Raw genomic sequence first — 16,145 nt, 5'->3', positions numbered from 1 at the left:
CAATGAGGCTAGTTAGGGGCGGTTCCGTATCAATACGGCGAGGATGCCTAATGAACATAAATATCGCTTTGATAGGCGTTCTGCTCTCGACAGTATTCATGGCGGGATGTCAGGCCAAAAAAAGTGAAATTCCAACGCAGGTTATTTACCGTTTTGATGACCATAGGTATCTGGAACTCAAAGGCTACTACTGTGAAGGGGCACTTTGGTATGTCGATACCCAACGAGGCATTAAGTCAGAGGTTATGGACAAATTCTATCGCGCATTTGGTGGGAAATATGTTCATCCCTCAGAACGATATATTGCTATCACTGATTGGGATATTAGCGGTTTTATGGTTTCGAAAGATTATGGTCAGACTTGGCGTAATGCGCATTACGCCTCCGTCCCCTATGGCGTCGAACCTGATGGTACAACCAGCCCCAAGCGTGAAAACGTGGTGTCTTTCACCGTGGTAAATGACCAAGGTTTTTTGCTCACCAAACAAGGCCACCTCTATCTCAGTTCTAAACCCTTCGATGACCCAAGAGTCCTCCCTGGAGGTCCGGGTATCGATTACACCTTCACCTACGATGGCAAAATTGGCACAGGACGGATCGATCCTCAGTTCCCAGGGGAAAAATGGGGAATGTCATACATTGAACTTAGCACGCTGAAAGGCCAGACGAATGAAGAAAAAGCCGAATGGCAAGGGCTACCCACCAAAGTCCCTGAGATAAAAAACTATACCGGATGGGATCATATGCAATGCGATCCAGATAAGGAGTAAAACAGAATGAATGGAAATATTAGATTACTAACACTTATGGCTACGGTAATGCTTTTTGCAGGATGCGCAAATAGCCAGCATGATGCATTACAAAAAGCGTCAACCACGACTTCAGCAAACACATCAGAAACTGAAACTACGTCTGAATGCCCAGATTTTTCAGGAACCTATAAAGTTGAAGGCGGAAAATCACGTTTCTACGTTGAAAAAACGACCTCCTCAACGTATCTCTTTACGATTGAAACTCCCTATGACCCACCAATAACGCAATCAGCGTCGGTGAAACGTTCTAATAAAGAACAATCCACATTCTGTACTCTAGACATTGATGGATTTGGAACAATATCACCATGGGAAAAGGGGAGTATTTATCATATTACGTTTGACTCGAGAGATTTCGAGAAAGTTATCAATACGGATTACATATTAAAACTCAAAAACCTTCGCCCAGTGCAATATGGCGTTGATTTTGGTGTATATGGACTCACTAAAAAATAAGTTATAGCGAATGAATAGCCTGAATACAGAAAGCTAATTATTTAATTAATACTCCTTCAATAAAGGTTAATGAATGAAAGGTGTTATTCGCTTGGGTGATCCACTCAGCAATGGCGGAACAGTGATCAGTGCATCCGGGCCAGACTTTATGGGAAAAAATGTGATGTTACTCGGGGAAATGGTGAGTTGTTCGCTACATGGACAAAAAACAGCGGCGCAATGTCATCCAACTTGGATGATAAATGGTAAAGGGGTGGTCGTTGACGGGTGTAAAGCTCAATGTGGGTGCTCCATAAACACAACCTTACCCAATGCAGGAGTGGAATAATGCGCTGGAATATTCCCCCCGCCAACCCCATGCCTAGGCCAACGCGCTATCCTTGGCTGGTGGTTTCTCTGATATTTATTGCCCTCGTTATTATTTTTTTTGTGGCTACCCTACTCAATTGGCCAACAGGAAAACTTGTTGATAACAGTTTCATCCATCGAGCATTCTTACTTCCCGCATCAGTGGGTTTTCTCATCGCAGGAATCGTTCTCTTCGTCAAAGTCTCAGAAAACTTCGCATGGCATACACGGAATTACCTCTATGGCTGCCTGAAACAACGATGGAAATATTGGGGACGGAGCCATCTCCTACTCCATGAACATGCTTCACTGTCATCTCTTGACGATCTTGCTTTAAAAATACTGCGCCTAGAAGGTGAATTCCCTACCGCACCGGCCACGCCACTTGAAATCGATAATGACAGTGGAGAGCAATTTGAGTCAACGAGACTACAGCTAATTCTCACATCAATACTGAAACCGCTTGAGAAAACGCTCTCGTTCCAAGGCAGCGACTTGAGCCTATGGCTTTATGTTCATGGCGGAAGTGAGGATAACGTTGATGAATTAAAAACAGTGCTCAAAGAGCTATCCATCCCAGCCATAGAGAAACATAAAATCCATTGGCTATCAGAGTGTCCCGACCTTGCGCTATTAAATACATGGATAGATACGCCATTCTCTGAGCGCCGGCTGTTGATCATTGTTGACCTCCACACAGAAGACAAAGCATCCTTTTGCGAAAATGCGCAGGCATTCCTCTTCACACACCCTGATGCACATAACAAAGGGTTTTATTCCGTACAAAAGCCCAGTGAAACGCCTCTCTATTGGTTTCGTACTCTAGAGAGCTCAGCCTATAAACTGGCTGAAGATAGCCGTACCTATCTCGCTGTCGAGCATATTGCAGATGGAACTGGACAACACTTATGGCACAGCGGCTTAGATAAGCAGGAAAAATACGGTTTATATGCGGCATTGGATGGCATCGAGAGCAGTGCATCAGGACAAAACCGTCATGATGTCAATTTTAGCCTAGGCGACCACTCTGATGGGCAAATTTGGCTAGCATCGGCTCTGGCCGCAGACGCCGCGCGTTATGGACAAGGTAGCCAACTCGTATCTGGCACCAAAGCAGATAGTTTTCAGCTTGGTTTGTTATCGATTCGTCCGCCAAAGGAAACCTTTACGCCTGAAAATCACAGCCCAATACTTGATTCCGTCCTATGCAGCAGCGTGGCCTATTTGCCTCTTATGGGGCTTATTTTCGAAGTGGGATATATAGCCAATAATAACAACGCAAAACTAGACAGCATCTATATCTGGCTCATTATTGGGGGATTCATTTCATTTTTCGTTATGGGCATTGTGACTCGATTCATCATCGAACGTGGAATTGAAGAAGAGATAGGTATGTATTTATAGCTAGCACTAAATGATAAACGTTCTTAAATTCCAGATAGCATCAGAATACTTAAATATCGCTCAAAGCGGATTTTTTGCTGACTGTTTTATTCATATTCCACATTCATGCTTCCACTAAAATTACACCGCTTTCACCTAAAGCCTCTCCCACATCGGGAGAGGCTTCGCTGAAATTCCGAATCTCATCCCTTATCCTTCATGGTAATACCCTCCCTCGCCGCGTTTTGCTACCTTAGCGCAATTAACGTGGACTAAACCAAACTCAGGGAGATTTCATGTACCACGCACTTTATTCCTCGCCCGTTGGCATGCTCAGGCTAGTTTCGGATGAACAAGGGCTGCGCCAGCTGTGGCTGCCCAATGAGATTGAAGAAAAGATCTGCCCTTCCGCGTGGATTGAAGATGGAGATTTCTGCATCAATCGCCAGATCCGCGACTGTTTAGATGCCTATTTTGCGGGGGAAAAACGACGCTTTGATAACCTGCCGCTGGCGCCCGTCGGTACGCCGTTCCAACAGTCGGTATGGCAGGCATTACTCGCCATCCCATACGGCACCATCAGCCACTACTCGGTGATTGCCAATGCGTTAAACAATCCGAAAGCCGTGCGGGCCGTGGGCGGCGCAGTGGGAAGAAACCCCATTTCGATTCTGATACCCTGCCATCGCGTGCTCGGCAAAGATCTCTCTTTGACCGGTTATTCGGGCGGATTGCCAATCAAAAAAGCCTTGCTCGAGCTTGAGAAAATCAGCTATCGATCCTGACGAACTAACATGGTTAACACTTCGTAGTGTGCCGTGTGCGGGAACATATCGAAGAGCTGAACTTGCTCGATGCGGTAATTTTCCAAGCGTGCAATATCCACAGCCATCGTCTGCGCATTACAGCTTGAATAGAGAATGTAGTGCGGAGACATGGCGCTGAGATAAGCGCAAAGCTCAGCCCCAATTCCACGGCGCGGCGGATTAACTAACACCAGTTCGGGTACTTCGCCTTCGGCAGTGGCAAAGCGCGTTGAATCCAGTGCGGCAAACTGGACGTTATGCAGGCCAATTTGCTGCGCAGAGCGCGTGGCGCAGGCGATGGCTTCCGCACTAATCTCAATGCCGGTGAGTTTCATCTCTGGCGTTGCACAGTGCAATCCAAAGCCCCCCACGCCACAGAACAGATCCCACATGCTGCCGACATTCAGCTCACGCACCCAGTCACGCGCGGTGGCATACAGCGCCGAGGCAACCTGAGGGTTAGTTTGGAAAAAACTCTGCGGGCGAATATACAGTGGAATTTGGTTAAACGACTCTTCCAGCGCCTGCTGTTCGGTAAGAAAGACTTCTGTCTCCCCTTCCAAAATAGCCATATGCACCGGTTGAATATTGGCCGTGATCACCGCGAGCTGAGGCAGTTGCTGCTGCAACCAAGGCAACGCCTGCCGTAGCTGCGCCAACTTAGTTTCCGAGCGCAATACAAAGCGCAGCATAAGTTGGCCATTTTTCTGGCTTTCGGTTAACAGTAAATATTTTAGCTCGCCGCGTTTACGTTCTACGTTGTAAGGCGTTAATCCTGCACGAGCGATAAACACTTTAAGCGTATCGAACACCGCTGCAAAGGCGTCGGGATAAAGCGGGCATTCGCATAAATCAACCGCCGTGCCATCACGATGCAGCATGCCTAGCAGCGGGCGTTCTACGCTGCCGCTGACAACCATCTTAGCTTTATTACGAAATGCCTGTTCTGCACTGCTAACAACCGGTAGCCAACGTCCGACCGGCAAGGCAGACATCAGCGCTTCTAGCTGCTGCTGTTTCTGGGTGATTTGTTGGGTGTATGGCGTTTCAAGCCACTGACAAGAGCGACAGGTTCCCGACTGGTACAGGGCACAGTGCATATCACAAAGACTCTATTGAATAAGAAAAGATGGGGTTACGACGGCGCGAATTGTAGCATAAAGGCATAGGTTCAGGCGAAACACCGACGGTAAATAACGCGTTAGCTTACCCTGCGGCGGTTTTGCAAACCAAAATAACGGCGGCTAGTAAGAGGAACAAACAGCAGAGCTAAAATCATGAGCTCGGGGATTTTTAAACGCACCAGCTCAGCAAAAATTTCACTGCCGGTTTCTCCGTTTACGCTGAACATTTCAGGATGGAACCAACCAAGGGAGGCCAGCAACATATAGCCTATTACCGTAATCTGACAGCCCAAATACCCCCAGCGCCCCCAGTTCTTTCCCTGAATGACGGCCAGTCCACAGGCAATCTCAATGCTCAGCACCATAATGCTGGCGATACAAAGCAGCATAGAATCCCAGTTTTGTACGCTATCTGAAATAAACGCGCTTAAACCGTCAAAGCCCAGCTCATGGAGTAACAGCAAAAATCCAAGCGTATGGATACCGATCATTGCCGTGCCGGCAATTAATACAGGTACCGGGGCTAAAGCCCATTTTTTCAGCATTTCATGCCGGTTACGCAGTATTTCTGACATCTTATTCCATAAGCTAGCCTGAAAAACTCATAATAGGACAAATTATGTTATTCAGGCTAGCGGTTTATGATCTTTATGTTTCAAATTAACGCGTTACAGACCCTGTTTATTCACACGTTCACTGATTAAATCTGCGGAAATAATAACCATAGTTAGCCACCTGCCGCTTTTCTGATCTCTTTCAACCGCTGTTTTTCCGTTCTGGCCATAAACCACCACGCAATCAGCCCAATCACTCCAACCACCAGCAGAATAATACTGGCCAGCGCGTTAATTTCAGGGTTAACGCCCATACGCACGCTGGCAAACACCAGCATTGGTAACGTCGTTGAGCCCGGCCCCGCCACAAAACTGGCAATAACCAGATCGTCGAGCGACAGCGTAAATGCCAACAGCCAGCCGGAAACCAGCGCGGGGGCAATCATGGGAATGGTGATCACAAAGAACACCTTCAGCGGCGTTGCGCCAAGATCCATCGCCGCCTCTTCCAACGATTTATCCAGCTCACGCAAGCGCGAGCTGACCACCACGGTGACATAGGCCGTACAAAAGGTCACATGCGCCATCCAGATCGTCAGCATACCGCGCTCTGCAGGCCAGCCGATCAGGTGTCCCATTGCCACAAACAGCAGTAGCAATGAGAGACCAGTGATCACATCGGGCATCACCAGCGGCGCTGTCAGCATGAATGCAAACCCGTTTGATCCGCGAAAGCGGCCAAAACGAACCATCACCACCGCCGCCATGGTGCCAAGAATTGTCGCCATCGTAGCCGCCGCAGCGGCAATAGTTAGGCTTAATCCCACCGCGCTAATCATCACTGAATCATTGAATAACACGCTGTACCAGCGCGTTGACCACCCTGCCCACACCGTGACCAGTTTAGAGCTGTTGAAGGAGTAGATGACCAACAGCAGCATCGGGGCGTACAGGAAAAAGAAGCAAACCACCAAAATCACAATACGCCACGGCGAGCGCACAACCGGTAAAGTATTCATTAGTGCGCCCCCAGTTCTTTATTCTGATATTTGTGGAACAGCATGATCGGCACGATCAACAGTAACAACATCAAGATCGCCACTGCCGAAGCCACTGGCCAATCGCGGTTGTTAAAGAACTCCTGCCACAGCACGCGCCCAATCATTATGCTATCCGGCCCGCCTAGCAGTTCAGGAATAACAAACTCCCCCACGGCGGGAATAAAGACCAGCATCGAGCCCGCGATAATTCCGCCTTTGGTTAAAGGAACGATAATTTTAAAGAAGGTTTTCATTGGCCTAGCGCCAAGATCTAGCGCCGCTTCCACCAACGAGTAATCAATACGCGTTAGCGCGGTGTAAATAGGCAGCACCATAAAAGGCATATAGGAATAAACCACGCCGATGTATACCGCCGTGTTGGTGTGCAGAATAATCAATGGATGATCGATAACGCCGAGCCACAGCAGCACGTTATTCAGCACGCCGTTTTCTTTGAGTATTCCCATCCATGCATACACGCGGATCAGAAACGACGTCCAAGACGGTAAGATCACCAGCAGCAGCAAAATATTGCGCGTCGATGAACTGCTGTGCGCTACCGCCCACGCCAGTGGATAGCCAATGATTAAACAGCATATCGTTGAGACAGCGGCGATTTGCAGCGATTGAAGGTAAGCATCTATATAAAGCGGGTCGTCAAACAGCTGAAAATAGTTGGCAAAATTCAGCGCAATATCTAGCTTGTCGTCCGCCCAAGTCATTAAATCGGTGAACGGCGGGATGGCGCGTGCCATTTCGGCCAGACTGATTTTAAACACCGTCAGAAACGGCAGTAAAAATAAGCAGATCAGCCATAGATAGGGCAAGGCAATAACCAGTTTGCGGCCATGCACACCGCGTAAACGGTAGAGCCACGCAGTGAATTTCCCAACCCGTTGAATCGGAGGGCGATCGCTGCGACTTGTAAACAGTGTAGACATCGCTATCTCCTCAGACGGTGAGAACTACGCAGCTATCGGCATCCCAACACAGCTTGATTTGGTCGCCCCAGGTTGGCATGCCTTTACGGAAACGGTGACCGTTCTGTAACTGGGCGCTTATCATTTGCCCACTGAGCAGCTTAACGTGATAAATAGACAAATCACCGAGATAGGCAATGTGCACCACTTCTCCCGTTGCATAGTTGCAGCCATCTTCCGGCGGCTCTTCGCACAGCAGAATTTTCTCTGGGCGCAAAGCAATCTGCACCGGAACGCCCTCAACCACGGCCGCATCGAGATCCACTTTGAGTGGATTCAATAAGCCAGGACTTTGGATCAGCAGCGCATCGTCTAATTGCTCTTTTAAAATACCGTCAAAGACGTTGACTGAACCGATAAACTCGGCGCTGTAGCGACTATTGGGGTGCTCATAAATCTCCTCAGGTTCGCCGATTTGCACGAATTTCCCACGATTCATAATGGCAATTCGCCCCGCCATCGTCATCGCCTCTTCCTGATCGTGCGTCACCATTACGCAGGTCACGCCCACGCGTTCTAAGATATCTGCCACTTCCAGCTGCATGCGCTCACGCAGTTTTTTGTCTAATGCTCCCATGGGCTCATCCAGCAGCAGCAATTTTGGCCGTTTGGCCAAACTGCGAGCCAACGCAACACGCTGGCGCTGCCCGCCTGAAAGCTGATGCGGCTTACGTTTCGCATATTCTTGCATATGCACCAGCGACAGCATTTCTTCCACCCGCTGGCTGATTTCACCGCGGCTCAAGCGATCTTGCTTCAAACCAAAGGCAATGTTTTGCTCCACGCTCATGTGGGGGAAAAGCGCATAAGACTGGAACATCATATTGATGGGGCGCTGGTAGGGAGGCACGTGGGCTAAATCCTGCCCATCGAGGACAATTTGCCCGCTGGTAGGCATTTCGAAACCGGCAAGCATGCGCAGTAACGTGGATTTTCCACAGCCGGATGCGCCAAGCAGCGCAAAAATTTCGCCTTTATAAATCGTTAGATTGACGTCATCGACGGCAAGTTGCCCGTCAAAGGTTTTACTGAGATTGCGAATTTCCAACAGCGGCGTAAACGCTTTATGCACCTTAGGTGCCTGACGGGGGATAATATCATTCATTCGGGACGTCCTCGCTCTCGTACCTGATACAGACCCGGCTGCATCGACACATACCGCTCAACGAGCAGTGTAAAAGCACACAGGCAAAGAGGTTTTCTCTGCCTGTGTATTCAGCGTAGCCACATTATTTGTCTACGTAACTGTTTCGCTGATTTATTTTCCGGTTTTCACTTTGGTCCAAGCTCGGGTGATCACGCGGTCAATTTTTGGCGATTGCACTTTAAGCGTGAACATTTTTGCTCTCACGTCCGGCGGAGGATAAATTCCCGGATTATCCCGCACTTCTGGATTCACCAACGGTGTCGCCGCTTTATTGGCGTTAGCGTAATAAACATGGTTGCTGATATTTGCGATCACTTCAGGGCGTAATAAGTAGTTGAGGAACTGATATGCCTCAGGGGTGTTTTTAGCATCAGCGGGCATGGCAAACACATCGAAGAAGATCAGTGCGCCTTCTTTCGGAATACTGTAGGCAATATCCACGCCGTTTTTGGCTTCTTTGGCACGATTGGCGGCCTGCATCACGTCGCCCGACCAGCCGACCGCGACGCAAATATCACCGTTGGCTAAGTCATTGATGTACTGAGAGGAATGGAAATAACGAATATTTGGACGAAGTTTTAACAGCAGATCGTTCGCCGCGCCGTTGTAGTCGTTGGCATCAGAGCTGTTAGGGTCTTTACCAATGTAATTAAGTACGGTGGCATAAATTTCAGCGGGTGCATCAAGGAATGACACGCCGCAGCTTTTCAATTTCTCCAGATTCTCAGGTTTCAACACCAGATCCCAGCTATTCACCGGTGCATCTTTACCCAATGCCGCTTTCACTTTCTCGACGTTGTAACCAATCCCCGTGGTCGCAAAGGTGTATGGAATCGCATATTTATTGTCTGGATCGTGCTTAGCCACCAGCTGTAACAGCTCAGGATCGAGGTTTTTATAATTACTCAGCTGGCTTTTATCTAAGGGTTTAAATACGCCCGCACCGACCTGACGCTCGAGGAAACTGGCGGAAGGCACAACCAAATCAAAACCGGTACTGCCGGCCATCAGTTTGCCTTCCAGCACTTCATTAGAATCGAAAACGTCGTAAACCACCTTGATGCCGGTTTCTTTGGTGAAATTCGCCAAGGTGTCTGGCGCGATATAGTCAGACCAGTTGTAAATATGCAGCGTTTTCTGATCGGCTGCCGTTGCCCCGGCAGCCATTAAAGCCCCTGAAATGGCACCTACCAGCCACTTTTTATTCCCGTTGATCATCATCAATCCCTCCAAATAATGTAGAAACGGCGCGCACTAGCCCGTTTACCAGCAGTGATGGCATGCGACAGCAGATCGTTATGCATATAAAATCAGAAAAAACGGTTATTTCTTCATTTAAATGTTGGGTAATAATATGAGGAAAATCTGAGCTGTACGCTGCAAATCAAGCATAACTGCAGATAGCCTATCCAGCCACCGAGCGGTGGAAAAAACGTCAATTATCGATTTTCTATGCAATTGCATCTATGTCGTGCGCCATTCATGCCTCTAATGGCGTCAGATATCGGGGAGATTGATTAGTTTGCAGAATATTTATGAGGTTTTTATACAAAAACTAACGGCACCATAACGGTGCCGTTGAACCATGTCAGCGCAGTGACTGTCAGTGGTGTTATCACTAATGCAGCAGAGGTCCGCTCATGGCGTCTGGGTCATAATCGGCGTCGCTTTCTTCACCTTCGCCGAGAAACAACATGCCATTGGCGCGCGTCTCCATCATGATCATCGAAAGCTGTTCTTCGCCCTGTTTCATAAACTCAGCAAACTGCTCAAGCGTCACGCCAACGCTGCCGTTCAATGAAAGACAGGCAATCAGCTTCGGTAAATTGTCATCCTGAATATCAACAAAGACTTTCACTGCCAACGTGCTGGCGTTCATTTGACTGAGATCGGCAACCAACGGAATCAGCGAGGTTGGGCGTATTTCAGCCAGTGCGCTGAACAAAATCGTTTTATCGATCATATCGACTTTGGCATCAAATACACCGTCAAAATTCTGCATATGTGGCAGATGTAGCGCTTGGCAGGAGTCACACTCAAAAAAGGTGATGCCCAGTTGATCCAGCCAGCGTCGTAAAAGATCCAGATCCGGGACGATTAGCGAATCCATAGTGGCCTACCTTACAAAAATGATAAAACAGGAGATAATAAGCACAGACGTAGAAAAGGGGCATAGCTTACGGAAAATTGCCCGTTTTATCTATGCTCAAAGACAATTAATTCATCAATCTTGGCGGAAAGAGGAGTACACAATGTCGCTGACGCGCTATGCCACCATGGACCCATTGATGCTGATGAGCATCGTCAACATGAAACTCCGCGACGAGTGCCCATCGCTAGAAGATTTGACCCGCCGTTATGATATTTCAATCAGCGGATTACAGGAACGATTGGCGCAGGCGGGATATCACTACCAGCCTGCAACCAATCAGTTTGTGCAGGTTTAGTGCTTTTTGCGCGCAATCGTGCGCTCAATGTAGTCGATCATCATATCTGCGATATCTTTCCCGGTGGTAGTTTCAATGCCTTCCAACCCCGGCGAAGCGTTGACCTCCATCACCAACGGGCCTCGTTCGGAACGTAGGATATCAACGCCTGCCACGCACAAGCCGAGCGTGGCAACGGCTTTCAGCGCCACCTCGCGTTCTTGCTCGGTGATAACCACCCGTTTGGCGGTACCACCGCGATGCAGGTTAGAACGAAACTCACCCGGTTTAGCCTGCCGTTCGATAGCCGCTACCACGCGTTTGCCGATCACGAGACAACGTATATCCGCGCCCTGAGCCTCTTTGATGTATTCCTGCACCAGAATGTGCGCATTCAAACCACGAAAAGCATCAATAACACTTTCCGCAGCCTGGCGCGTTTCAGCAAGAACCACGCCGATCCCCTGCGTCCCTTCAACCAGCTTAACCACCAGCGGAGCACCGCCGACCATTTCAATCAAATCGCTAGTATCGTCAGGACGGTGCGCGAATCCCGTGATAGGCAAATCGATGCCCTGTTGAGCCAATAGCTGTAAGGAGTGCAACTTGTCACGGGCTTTGGCTATCGAAGCGGCGTTGTTCAGCGGAAAACTACCCAACATTTCAAACTGCCGCAAAACCGCCGTGCCGTAAAAGGTGATCGCCGATCCAATGCGTGGGATAACGGCGTCATAGCGCTCTAACTGGCGCCCTTTTTCATGCACGCTGGGGGCCGCGCAGTTGATGTTCATATAACATGAAAGCGGATCAACAATATCAATGTGGTGACCACGTCGCAGCGCCGCCTCTTTCAAGCGTTTACATGAATAAAGGGAGCCATCACGGGAAAGTATGACGATATTCACAGCCAACCTCTTAAGCCAGTAGGCAAACTATCTCAGGATCCAACCTTGTTTATGCAGATATTCCAGCATAAACGGGCGGCTCTCTTTCGCCAGCGTGCGCTTAATCTGCTCGCTCCAAGTATCGCTACGTGTATTGCTTCCACGGCTTTGATAGTAGGCGCAAATATGGGCGTCGTATTGCGCGAGAAGTTCGCGATCGAGCGGCTGATAGTAATTTTCATGTACCACCATCGCCTGAGGTAAACGCGGTTTTTGCGCAGGGTTGGTCGCCGGATATCCAAGGCACAATCCCATCAGCGGCAGCACATTTTGTGGCAGCTTTAATAACTGGGTGACTTCCTCAATATTATTACGTAGCCCGCCAATATAGACACCGCCTAGTCCCAACGATTCAGCCGCAGTAAAAGCGTTCTGCGCCATCAGCGAAGTATCAACGGTACCCAACAGCAGTTGCTCGGCCAGACCTAATTGAGCTTCAGGAAAAATTTCTTTATGACGATTGAAATCAGCGCAGAAAACCCAGAACTCTGCAGCATCGGCCACATGCTGTTGGCCTCCGGTTAACTCAACCAGTTGCTCACGTAGTGAAGGATCGGTAATACGAATAATAGAGCTGCACTGCAAGAAGCTTGAGCTCGACGTTGCACGTGCCGCAGCAAAAATTGCCTCCCGCTCTGCGTCACCGATAGGCTGTGGCGTAAACGCACGGACAGATCGATGTGAACACAGAAGATCAATGGTTGGCGTCATTTTTATGCTCCTCAGATTTTGTTTCAGGTTTTGCCGCCGACGCATCTTGCTTTGGCGTTAAGCTAAACAGCGGTGTTTTGCTGTGCGTCAAACTCCAAATCAGCGCCACGGCAGCCGGTATCATCAATGCAACACCGGCAAAAATCATCATGACCGCCGCAAGCGGTGTCGCAAGCAGATCGGGTAGATGAATATAATCGTGAATGCTGAGATAGGCTACCACCAGCAGTACCATTCCCAGCGCTTCACAGATTAAAACAGGTCTAGGCAAATCCCCTAAAGCCTTCATGCGGACTCCCTAAATAGGTAAAATTTATCAAAGTAACAGGCAAATCCTACTTTTTTTTAACTGCCGTAGCAGGCATAGTAAACGCAGTTAAAGTGAGTCGGCGCTAAACATTATCAAGATTTAGTGAATAAGCTCAAATCAATCAAGGAGTTCTCATGTTTGCAGTAATTTTTGGGCGTCCGGGCTGCCCGTATTGTGTCCGTGCTAAAGAGTTGGCTGAGAAACTGACCGAAGAACGCGATGATTTCAACTTCCGTTATATTGATATCCACGCAGAAGGTATCACTAAAGCCGATCTGGAAAAAACCGTCGGTAAACCGGTTGAAACCGTTCCACAGATTTTCATCGATCAGAAACACATTGGCGGATGCACTGACTTTGAAGCCTATGCCAAAGAAAATCTGGCTCTGTTCCAGTAATCGTTTTCTGCTTCGAAAAAAGGGCATCCATTTGGATGCCCTTTTATTTTATCTATCCGAATGTCATGAGTTTTTAGCGATAGCGCTCAACGCCAAGAGAGCGCTTCTTCTGCCAAGTGAGCGCGACAAACCAAAAAAGAAACGCGCCTGACGTCGACCAGAAAAGCGCACTGGTTCCATACGCAAACATCTGTAATCCGTTACGGAGTTCTGTTCCATAAAACAGGTGAATCAATGTTGAAGCCAGCACGGCACAAAGGGTGCCAAGAAAAGGATAAAAAATGCGGCCGCTCACAGAAGCATAGCTCGCGATAAATCCTGGAATAACAAACCACAGCAGGCTGATTTCACCTTTCATTACAATATTGGGGCCGTCTGCGTGATCCCACGGTTTTAATGCCATGAAGAGCAAGCTGACCAAGATAAAAGCAACAATCGCGCCCAACCAACGCCGATACATTGTCATCAAAAATCCCTCTTTCCTTAGAAGCGATATTCAATACACCCACAGTAACCTGCTATTTTCACCGCCCTTGGCGAAACAGATAGCCCTGTGAGCCCACGCATTCCCTAGCGCGATAACGTGCAAAAGACGCATTCCCACATGTTTCGGCTTTTTGTTGGCCGAACACACAAGTCGCGTCTAAAATAGCTGCCAATACATCGTTCGTATTGGGGTTTCATCTATTACTGCGGATCTCCGAGTTAAAGATGAAATTTATTATTTTGTATGGTTGAATGTATCTCCAATAGTCAATCATATCAAGCGCAAGCTAGTTAACGATAAGTTATTCGCCGTGAACATTGATGTCGCAAGTTTGTTAACAGGAAATTACATCCTGCTGTTGTTCGTTGTCTTGGCGCTGGGGCTATGCCTCGGTAAATTACGTCTGGGTTCCGTTCAGCTCGGTAACTCCATTGGCGTTTTGGTTGTCTCTCTTCTACTCGGACAACAGCATTTTGCCATCAACACGGAAGCACTGAATCTCGGCTTTATGCTGTTTATATTCTGTGTGGGCGTAGAGGCCGGTCCCAATTTCTTCTCTATCTTTTTCCGCGATGGGAAAAACTATCTCATGCTGGCCCTTGTGATGGTTGGCAGTGCGTTAGTGATGGCTTTGGGCTTTGGTAAACTTTTCCATTGGGATATCGGCTTAACCGCTGGGATGTTGGCAGGCTCAATGACCTCCACGCCGGTGCTGGTAGGTGCGGGCGATACGCTGCGTCAAACCATGACTAACAATCCTAATCTCGCCCATCTGCAAGACAACCTAAGCCTTGGCTATGCTCTGACCTATCTCATTGGTTTAGTCAGCCTGATTTTTGGCGCGCGTTATTTACCTAAACTCCAACACCAAGATTTGCCAACATCAGCGCAGCAGATTGCTCGTGAACGTGGCTTAGATAATGAAGTGCAGCGCAAAGTTTTTCTGCCGGTTATTCGCGCTTACCGCGTTGGCCCCGAGCTGGTTTCTTGGGCTGATGGCAAAAACCTACGCGAGCTGGGTATTTATCGCCAAACCGGTTGTTACATCGAACGTATCCGCCGTAACGGCATCTTGGCCACGCCAGACGGTGATGCGGTTTTACAGGTCGGCGATGAGATTTCGCTGGTGGGCTACCCTGATGCCCATGCCCGCTTAGACCCAAGCTTCCGTAATGGGAAAGAAGTTTTCGACCGCGATTTGCTGGATATGCGCATCGTGACCGAAGAGATTGTGGTCAAAAACAACAATGCAGTGGGTAAACGCCTCAGCCAAATCAAACTGACTGACCACGGTTGCTTCCTAAACCGTGTGATACGCAGCCAGATTGAAATGCCTATTGATGACAACATCGTGCTCAACAAAGGCGACGTACTTCAGGTGAGTGGCGATGCACGCCGCGTTAAAAGTGTGGCAGAACGCATTGGATTTATTTCAATCCACAGTCAGGTCACTGACCTTTTAGCCTTCTGCGCCTTCTTTATCGTTGGCTTGATGATTGGCTTGATTACCTTCAAGTTCAGTAATTTCTCCTTTGGTATCGGCAACGCAGCTGGATTACTGTTCTCCGGCATCATGCTTGGGTTCCTGCGTGCCAACCACCCTACTTTCGGCTATATCCCGCAAGGGGCGCTGAACATGGTGAAAGAGTTTGGCTTGATGGTGTTTATGGCCGGTGTTGGCCTAAGCGCAGGTGCGGGTATGAACCACGGCCTAGGACAAATCGGTGGGCAAATGTTGCTCTCCGGCTTGGTCGTCAGCTTGCTGCCCGTTGTCATTTGCTTCCTGTTCGGTGCCTACGTGCTGCGCATGAACCGCGCCCTGCTATTTGGCGCCATTATGGGGGCCAGAACCTGTGCTCCCGCGATGGAAATCATCAGCGATGCCTCACGCAGCAACATCCCTGCACTAGGCTATGCGGGCACTTATGCCATAGCCAACGTACTGCTCACGCTCGCGGGGACACTTATTGTCATCATATGGCCAGGCGTCGGCGGATAATAAAACCTTATAATTCAAACAAAAAGGAAAAAGCTGTGATTTTTTTCACTTTGTCTGAAACTTTCTAGCCGCGACAAAGTCTTAATTAGTGCCACTGCTTTTCTTTGATGTTCCCCATATTGAGGAGCCCGATAGTCCCGCCTTCTTAGGTTCAAGACTACCGGGTTTTTTATTGCCTGAAATTTAAGTCTATATAAAACAATATCTTAAAAGTGACTTT

General features: G+C 48.5%; 19 protein-coding genes. 8 read left to right on the top strand and 11 right to left on the bottom strand.

Annotated features, from left to right (window positions below):
* Window positions 1-50 precede the first annotated feature (50 nt).
* From BN1044_RS14615 to BN1044_RS14595, 5 genes are all read left to right on the top strand, one after another.
* Window positions 51-770: a T6SS immunity protein Tli3 family protein gene (locus BN1044_RS14615; RefSeq protein WP_072309320.1), complete on the top strand. Its 720-nt coding sequence runs from the start codon at window positions 51-53 to the stop codon at window positions 768-770.
* Between the two features lie 6 nt (window positions 771-776).
* The gene (locus BN1044_RS14610) at window positions 777-1,268 is read left to right on the top strand and encodes a hypothetical protein (protein ID WP_072309319.1); all 492 of its coding nucleotides are present in this window, start codon (window positions 777-779) and stop codon (window positions 1,266-1,268) included.
* A 73-nt stretch (window positions 1,269-1,341) separates the two neighbouring features.
* Window positions 1,342-1,596 carry a PAAR domain-containing protein gene (locus BN1044_RS14605; protein WP_072309318.1) on the top strand — a complete coding sequence of 85 codons (255 nt, stop codon included), beginning with the start codon at window positions 1,342-1,344 and terminating at the stop codon, window positions 1,594-1,596.
* The gene (locus tag BN1044_RS14600; RefSeq protein ID WP_072309317.1) at window positions 1,596-3,020 is read left to right on the top strand and encodes a hypothetical protein; all 1,425 of its coding nucleotides are present in this window, start codon (window positions 1,596-1,598) and stop codon (window positions 3,018-3,020) included. The genes BN1044_RS14605 and BN1044_RS14600 overlap by 1 nt, the downstream gene beginning before the upstream one ends.
* A 275-nt stretch (window positions 3,021-3,295) precedes the next feature.
* A complete protein-coding gene (locus BN1044_RS14595) occupies window positions 3,296-3,784 on the top strand; it encodes a methylated-DNA--[protein]-cysteine S-methyltransferase (protein ID WP_072309316.1) in 489 nt (162 codons plus the stop codon).
* Here the strand turns inward: BN1044_RS14595 and rlmC are convergent.
* The 7 genes from rlmC to BN1044_RS14560 all read right to left on the bottom strand — a co-directional run bounded on the left by rlmC (window position 3,772) and on the right by BN1044_RS14560 (window position 10,760).
* Window positions 3,772-4,905, bottom strand: a complete 1,134-nt coding sequence (rlmC, locus tag BN1044_RS14590) for a 23S rRNA (uracil(747)-C(5))-methyltransferase RlmC (RefSeq protein ID WP_072309315.1) — start codon at window positions 4,903-4,905, stop codon at window positions 3,772-3,774. The two genes, BN1044_RS14595 and rlmC, sit on opposite strands and share 13 nt — an antisense overlap.
* Before the next feature lie 101 nt (window positions 4,906-5,006).
* A complete protein-coding gene (locus tag BN1044_RS14585) occupies window positions 5,007-5,504 on the bottom strand; it encodes a YbjO family protein (protein WP_072309314.1) in 498 nt (165 codons plus the stop codon).
* Between the two features lie 152 nt (window positions 5,505-5,656).
* On the bottom strand, window positions 5,657-6,502 hold the full coding sequence (gene potI / locus BN1044_RS14580) for a putrescine ABC transporter permease PotI (RefSeq protein WP_072309313.1): 846 nt from the start codon (window positions 6,500-6,502) through the stop codon (window positions 5,657-5,659).
* Window positions 6,502-7,464: a putrescine ABC transporter permease PotH gene (potH, locus tag BN1044_RS14575; RefSeq protein WP_072309312.1), complete on the bottom strand. Its 963-nt coding sequence runs from the start codon at window positions 7,462-7,464 to the stop codon at window positions 6,502-6,504. Before potH ends, potI begins: the two co-directional genes overlap by 1 nt.
* A gap of 10 nt (window positions 7,465-7,474) precedes the next feature.
* The gene (gene potG, locus BN1044_RS14570; RefSeq protein WP_040045867.1) at window positions 7,475-8,608 is read right to left on the bottom strand and encodes a putrescine ABC transporter ATP-binding subunit PotG; all 1,134 of its coding nucleotides are present in this window, start codon (window positions 8,606-8,608) and stop codon (window positions 7,475-7,477) included.
* A 153-nt stretch (window positions 8,609-8,761) separates the two neighbouring features.
* Window positions 8,762-9,868, bottom strand: a complete 1,107-nt coding sequence (potF, locus tag BN1044_RS14565) for a spermidine/putrescine ABC transporter substrate-binding protein PotF (RefSeq protein ID WP_072309336.1) — start codon at window positions 9,866-9,868, stop codon at window positions 8,762-8,764.
* Window positions 9,869-10,268: 400 nt separating this feature from the next.
* Entirely contained in the window at window positions 10,269-10,760 is a 492-nt protein-coding gene (locus BN1044_RS14560) for a type III secretion system chaperone family protein (RefSeq protein ID WP_072309311.1), read from the bottom strand.
* A 142-nt stretch (window positions 10,761-10,902) separates the two neighbouring features.
* Here BN1044_RS14560 and BN1044_RS23935 point away from each other — a divergent pair, with 142 nt between their 5' ends.
* Entirely contained in the window at window positions 10,903-11,097 is a 195-nt protein-coding gene (locus tag BN1044_RS23935) for a DUF4250 domain-containing protein (protein WP_072309310.1), read from the top strand.
* On the opposite strand, the gene rimK is transcribed toward BN1044_RS23935, so the two are convergent.
* Genes rimK through BN1044_RS14540 form a run of 3 tightly spaced genes read right to left on the bottom strand, consistent with a single transcriptional unit; the run spans window position 11,094 to window position 13,020 of the window.
* Window positions 11,094-11,981 (bottom strand): 30S ribosomal protein S6--L-glutamate ligase, encoded by an 888-nt coding sequence (gene rimK, locus BN1044_RS14550; protein ID WP_072309309.1) that lies wholly within the window; start codon window positions 11,979-11,981, stop codon window positions 11,094-11,096. The genes BN1044_RS23935 and rimK overlap by 4 nt on opposite strands.
* A gap of 27 nt (window positions 11,982-12,008) precedes the next feature.
* A complete protein-coding gene (nfsA, locus tag BN1044_RS14545; protein ID WP_072309308.1) occupies window positions 12,009-12,731 on the bottom strand; it encodes an oxygen-insensitive NADPH nitroreductase in 723 nt (240 codons plus the stop codon).
* Window positions 12,715-13,020 carry a YbjC family protein gene (locus BN1044_RS14540; RefSeq protein ID WP_072309307.1) on the bottom strand — a complete coding sequence of 102 codons (306 nt, stop codon included), beginning with the start codon at window positions 13,018-13,020 and terminating at the stop codon, window positions 12,715-12,717. The genes nfsA and BN1044_RS14540 overlap by 17 nt, the downstream gene beginning before the upstream one ends.
* A gap of 155 nt (window positions 13,021-13,175) precedes the next feature.
* Here BN1044_RS14540 and BN1044_RS14535 point away from each other — a divergent pair, with 155 nt between their 5' ends.
* On the top strand, window positions 13,176-13,439 hold the full coding sequence (locus tag BN1044_RS14535; RefSeq protein ID WP_004095905.1) for a GrxA family glutaredoxin: 264 nt from the start codon (window positions 13,176-13,178) through the stop codon (window positions 13,437-13,439).
* Between the two features lie 73 nt (window positions 13,440-13,512).
* On the opposite strand, the gene ybjM is transcribed toward BN1044_RS14535, so the two are convergent.
* On the bottom strand, window positions 13,513-13,905 hold the full coding sequence (gene ybjM, locus BN1044_RS14530; protein ID WP_072309306.1) for an inner membrane protein YbjM: 393 nt from the start codon (window positions 13,903-13,905) through the stop codon (window positions 13,513-13,515).
* Between the two features lie 331 nt (window positions 13,906-14,236).
* On the opposite strand from ybjM, the gene BN1044_RS14525 reads away from it, so the two are divergent.
* Window positions 14,237-15,925 (top strand): aspartate:alanine antiporter, encoded by a 1,689-nt coding sequence (locus BN1044_RS14525; RefSeq protein WP_072309335.1) that lies wholly within the window; start codon window positions 14,237-14,239, stop codon window positions 15,923-15,925.
* Window positions 15,926-16,145: the final 220 nt, after the last annotated feature.

It is taken from the genome of Hafnia alvei (genome assembly GCF_900095695.1).
GTDB lineage: Bacteria > Pseudomonadota > Gammaproteobacteria > Enterobacterales > Enterobacteriaceae > Hafnia > Hafnia alvei_B.
This window is presented reverse-complemented; position numbering and strand designations above follow the sequence as displayed.

Excerpts from the sequence above, each read along its gene's own strand:
- BN1044_RS14615 (WP_072309320.1), top strand. The coding sequence starts at position 51 with ATGAACATAAATATCGCTTTGATAGGCGTTCTGCTCTCGACAGTATTC.
- BN1044_RS14610 (WP_072309319.1), top strand. The coding sequence starts at position 777 with ATGAATGGAAATATTAGATTACTAACACTTATGGCTACGGTAATGCTT.
- BN1044_RS14605 (WP_072309318.1), top strand. The coding sequence starts at position 1,342 with ATGAAAGGTGTTATTCGCTTGGGTGATCCACTCAGCAATGGCGGAACA.
- BN1044_RS14600 (WP_072309317.1), top strand. The coding sequence starts at position 1,596 with ATGCGCTGGAATATTCCCCCCGCCAACCCCATGCCTAGGCCAACGCGC.
- BN1044_RS14595 (WP_072309316.1), top strand. The coding sequence starts at position 3,296 with ATGTACCACGCACTTTATTCCTCGCCCGTTGGCATGCTCAGGCTAGTT.
- rlmC (WP_072309315.1), bottom strand. The coding sequence starts at position 4,905 with ATGCACTGTGCCCTGTACCAGTCGGGAACCTGTCGCTCTTGTCAGTGG.
- BN1044_RS14585 (WP_072309314.1), bottom strand. The coding sequence starts at position 5,504 with ATGTCAGAAATACTGCGTAACCGGCATGAAATGCTGAAAAAATGGGCT.
- potI (WP_072309313.1), bottom strand. The coding sequence starts at position 6,502 with ATGAATACTTTACCGGTTGTGCGCTCGCCGTGGCGTATTGTGATTTTG.
- potH (WP_072309312.1), bottom strand. The coding sequence starts at position 7,464 with ATGTCTACACTGTTTACAAGTCGCAGCGATCGCCCTCCGATTCAACGG.
- potG (WP_040045867.1), bottom strand. The coding sequence starts at position 8,608 with ATGAATGATATTATCCCCCGTCAGGCACCTAAGGTGCATAAAGCGTTT.
- potF (WP_072309336.1), bottom strand. The coding sequence starts at position 9,868 with ATGATCAACGGGAATAAAAAGTGGCTGGTAGGTGCCATTTCAGGGGCT.
- BN1044_RS14560 (WP_072309311.1), bottom strand. The coding sequence starts at position 10,760 with ATGGATTCGCTAATCGTCCCGGATCTGGATCTTTTACGACGCTGGCTG.
- BN1044_RS23935 (WP_072309310.1), top strand. The coding sequence starts at position 10,903 with ATGTCGCTGACGCGCTATGCCACCATGGACCCATTGATGCTGATGAGC.
- nfsA (WP_072309308.1), bottom strand. The coding sequence starts at position 12,731 with ATGACGCCAACCATTGATCTTCTGTGTTCACATCGATCTGTCCGTGCG.
- BN1044_RS14540 (WP_072309307.1), bottom strand. The coding sequence starts at position 13,020 with ATGAAGGCTTTAGGGGATTTGCCTAGACCTGTTTTAATCTGTGAAGCG.
- BN1044_RS14535 (WP_004095905.1), top strand. The coding sequence starts at position 13,176 with ATGTTTGCAGTAATTTTTGGGCGTCCGGGCTGCCCGTATTGTGTCCGT.
- ybjM (WP_072309306.1), bottom strand. The coding sequence starts at position 13,905 with ATGACAATGTATCGGCGTTGGTTGGGCGCGATTGTTGCTTTTATCTTG.